Below are 4,383 nucleotides of genomic sequence, written 5' to 3'. Positions count from 1 at the left end.
ATTTTAATAATATTTGTTTATTTTAAAAAATAAAAATAATCCACTTTTTATACTTACTATAAGTTATTAAAATCTATTTATATTAGATATTACAAATATATAATTAATTATAAGTTATTTTATAATTTTTTAAATAGATTTATGGAGTTTTAGTTATTATGATACTAAATTGTAATATTCTAAGAGATTTCAGTAGGGAAATTGATGAAATGGAGGAAGAATTTCAACTTATGTATCTTGCTTCTGAAATCGTTGATGGAACTTTTAAATACTTTAAAATTGAACGAAAGACATCAAATATTGGAAAACCGCCATTTGATTTAAAAGATATGATAAAACTAATTTTTTATGGATATATTAATAAAATAACAAGCACAGTACAATTAGCTTATAATGCAAAGTACAATACATTATACAATTTAATTTCACACTCCTTAGAACCAAGTGACAGGACAATACGTGATTATTGTAAGTACTTTCAACCAATTTACCAATTGATTATAAGTTTTATTCTAATTGTGGCCAATAGAATCGGTTTAACCGATTATGAACATATTGCAATTGACGGAACAATAAAGAAAGCATATAATTCTCCTTTCAATATAATTAAAGAAAAAGACCTTAGTTTATTAATAAGACATTATATGGCACAGGAATTAACAAAAGATGAAATTAAAAAGCTTAGAAAAACAGCAAGGAAATTTTTAAACGATAAATCTAAATCTGATGAAGAAAAAGTCAATATTCTTTTTCATTGGTGGCGTTTGCTTGATTGGTCGGGCCAAATATCGCTGGCTTTGAATGATCATGATGCTAGATTAATGAAAACAAAGGATAAAGGCCAAAAATATCCTAAATTTTCATTAAACATTCAATTGGGAACAGATACAAAATCTAAATTGATTTGTGGTGTGAATGCAGTTCAAAATCCAACAGATCATTATCAAATTCCAGCATTAATGAATCAAATCCTCACTAATTTAAATTCCAAACCAAGCAAAATTAGTGCAGATACAATCTATTTAACATTAGCAAATTTGAATTATTTAGATAATCTTGGCATATCTGCTTTAATTCCCACATCACAGCAAAATCGGGAAAATTCTGGTAATCTACCAGAAAACGAATTTGCTATAGATTATTTTGATTTTGATGAATATAAAAATGTTGTCATCTGTCCAGAAAAACATGAATTAACACTCGATGGAGAATATAATGCAAAACCAGAAAAGGGTGGAGGAAATAAACTCAAATTAGTCTATTCTAACTATTTTGCTTGCAGAGATTGTAAATTTGCAGGAATATGTTTCACTAAAAACCATAGGACAATAACCAGATATGTTCATGAAGTTGCATATAAAACTGAGCGATTAATGGCCAGTGAAGAAGGAATAAAAGAATATAAATTACGTTCTAAAACTGTAGAAGCACATAATGGAACTTTTAAAAGAATTTATCATTATGATGACATTCCAATAACTGGATTAGAAAGAGTACAGAACCTAATGTTCACCATTGTAGCATCCTACAATTTAATAAGATTATTTAGTCTAATTAAAGAGAATAAAATGGATTTATTTTCGGTTATTAGTTCAATAAGGTTCATAGCATTAAATTAATAAAATATTCATGAAAAAAGGAGAATTAAAAAATGTTCAAAATCAAATAATTTATGCCAACACTCAATTTTAAGTATCATTACTTTCTAATAAATAACTATGTGTTCTATAGTTGGTTTGCAAGGTAATTTTAAAGGTAATGATATTATAAAGATGTTGAAAACCTCTAAAAACAGAGGTCCTGATGCATCAGGCGTTTTTCTAGATAAAATCAATATTGACATTGATTTGGATAAATTTAACGATGAAGGTAATTATTCATTCGGTTTTGGACATAATCTCCTTTCAATATATGATTCAAATGACAGGCAGTCAAAAGCACAGCCTGTAAGCAATGGCAATCTCACTTTGGTTTTCAACGGGGAGCTGTATAATTTTGCAACCATCAGAAACCTGGTCAACAAGGTAGGTGTTGAAAGTGAAATTACCTGTGACGCTGAAGCATTGCTTTATCTGATTGATTTTTACAATAGGGGAGATTTGGTTAAGGCAATCGAGCAGGCCACACGTCTGATTGATGGGGACTATGCATTTGCAGTTTTTGACGGTGAAAACCTTGCAATAACAAGAGATCCGTTAGGAGTAAAACCTCTCTTTTACGGTATGAAAGACGGCCTTAAGGGATTTGCATCAACAAGGCAGGCCTTGAAAGAGGTCGGATTTACAGATATCTTCACTTTAAAACCGGAACACATTCTATATAATTGGGAGGATATAGCTCCGACCCAGGCGATTTATGAAAATGTAATGGAAGGTGACGTTGCTAAAATAGACAAGATGTTAAAGCTGAGCCTGTCCAAAAGGATTGAAGGATTAACCGATGTTGGAGTGATATTTTCAGGCGGTCTTGACAGTTCATATCTGGCACTGCTTTTAAAGGAGATGTCTGAAAACATTCCGCTTAAGATAACTCTTTATGCAGTTGGAGCGGAAGGCTCAAAGGATGTTGAAGCTGCTAAATATGCATCAAAATTCCTTAATCTTGAGCTGAAAATCTGTGAAGTTACAGAAGAGCTTATACGTGATGCATTGCCGCAGGTCGTAAATGCAATCGGTGACGATAATCTCATGAAGGTCGGTGTCGGCCTTACGACTTATTTTGCAACAAAGATGGTCAGTGAAGACGGTTTGAAGGTAGCCATTTCAGGTCAGGGTGCAGATGAGCTGTTTGGTGGATATAAAAGATATCTCAAAAGCTTTGTCGATGGAACTTTAAACTATGACCTGCGCCACGACATGGCAAACATGTATCATGTTAATCTTGAACGTGACGACGCATGCTCAATGCTCAATTCAGTAGAATTGAGACTGCCGTTTCTTGACAAAAAGCTGGTTGAACTGGTCTTAAACATTCCTGACAACAAAAAAATTGTTTCAATGCATGATGACATGAGAAAAAGCATCCTGAGAAAACTTGCTTTTGAAGAGGGTCTTGACTATGAAATAGCATACAGGCCTAAAAAAGCTGCCCAGTACGGAACAGGCATTGATAAGATTTTGCGAAAGAAAATTGTAAAGGATACTGATATTTCACAGTTTTTGTAAATTAAAGAGAAGATAGTTAATTAATAACTATCTAATCAAATGGTTGCCCTTTTTAAGTATATAAATACTGATGACAATCATTATTATTACATCTAAATACAATATTGGGTCTTGTAAATCTCCCACATAAGCTGGTGTGTTGCTTGAATAAAGTGTAAAGAAGTCGGCAACACTGTTTATACAGAAATGGGCAATGATTGGAACAAGAAGTGATTTTGTTTCAATATAAAGTGCCAAACAGAATATGCCTAATCCGAATGTGAATATTAATTGGGTAACTGTTGCATCAAGGCCGTTGAATGCAATGTTGATTAGGTGAATCATCATAAACATCAATGCCATGAATATAACGTTGTACCATCTGTATTTTCCGTTTTCCTCTTCAAACAATGAACATCCAACATATCTGAAGTAGAGTTCTTCCCAAAATGCGGTTAGTATTGTAGCGACAACAGTGCTTACAATGTAAAACGGATACGGTTCAAAGTTCAACTCACAGTTTTGCATAATTATTGATATTATTACAGGAATCAGTATGACCAGCAGATAAACCGGTGAAAAATGAATATTGAAAATGCGGTTTATCTTAAATAATGCAAGAATACCATGACCTCTTTTAGGTCGTGGATGAATTGCAAGTTGGGTGTACTATCTTTTTTAATTAATTTTATTGCGTTTATTTTTATTTAATATATTTGGAGACTATTTTAGGTCTATGAATTTTTGTTCAGTGTACTCTCTTTTCTTTGTGTGGGATTTGTAATATTTGCTTTGAGTTGTGAAAATTGTTCTGGGTTTAAAAAATTGTTCTCAGTTCGTTATTCGATTACTTCTCAAACGCTCTCCCTCTTTTTTTATATAGAAGTAATTACCAAATGCTATATTATACAATTAATGTAATTTTAATTGTAGTTTTAAAAAATAACACTATTTTGTATGTCTTAAAAAAAATGTAAAATTTGGGGATGGATTTATTTGGGTGAATATATTCGAGGATTGGTTGTTAAACTTCATTTAACTCCTGAGCAAGAAGTTGAATTTAAAAAGAACTATGGTTGTGCTCGTAAAACCTATAATGAACTTTTAAATAAATATAGGATCAAATATGGTGAGGATTCTACTAAAATTCCAACTAAAAATGAATTAAATCACTTCTTAAAAGAAACTAAAAATGAATTACCATATCTGGATGAAACAGAGTCCACTAGTCTTCAACAGG

Annotated in this window: 4 protein-coding genes; 3 read left to right on the top strand and 1 reads right to left on the bottom strand. The window is 31.7% G+C overall.

Going from position 1 to position 4,383, the window contains the following annotated elements:
- Positions 1-158: 158 nt before the first annotated feature.
- Together ACKI2P_RS03850 and ACKI2P_RS03845 are read left to right on the top strand one after the other, a co-directional pair.
- Complete coding sequence (locus ACKI2P_RS03850; protein ID WP_407375182.1) at positions 159-1,619, top strand: transposase; 1,461 nt, start codon at positions 159-161, stop codon at positions 1,617-1,619.
- Positions 1,620-1,718: 99 nt separating this feature from the next.
- A complete protein-coding gene (locus ACKI2P_RS03845; RefSeq protein WP_407375180.1) occupies positions 1,719-3,164 on the top strand; it encodes an asparagine synthase-related protein in 1,446 nt (481 codons plus the stop codon).
- A 27-nt stretch (positions 3,165-3,191) separates the two neighbouring features.
- Here ACKI2P_RS03845 and ACKI2P_RS03840 read toward each other — a convergent pair whose 3' ends face one another.
- A complete protein-coding gene (locus ACKI2P_RS03840; protein ID WP_407375178.1) occupies positions 3,192-3,671 on the bottom strand; it encodes a CPBP family intramembrane glutamic endopeptidase in 480 nt (159 codons plus the stop codon).
- Positions 3,672-4,139: 468 nt separating this feature from the next.
- On the opposite strand from ACKI2P_RS03840, the gene ACKI2P_RS03835 reads away from it, so the two are divergent.
- On the top strand, positions 4,140-4,383 hold a 244-nt coding region (locus tag ACKI2P_RS03835), incomplete at its 3' end, for a helix-turn-helix domain-containing protein (protein ID WP_407375176.1).

This window comes from Methanobrevibacter sp., assembly GCF_045541095.1.
Taxonomy (GTDB): domain Archaea; phylum Methanobacteriota; class Methanobacteria; order Methanobacteriales; family Methanobacteriaceae; genus Methanocatella.
The sequence above is the reverse complement of the archived record's forward strand: the minus strand, read 5'-3'. Positions and strand labels throughout refer to the sequence as shown.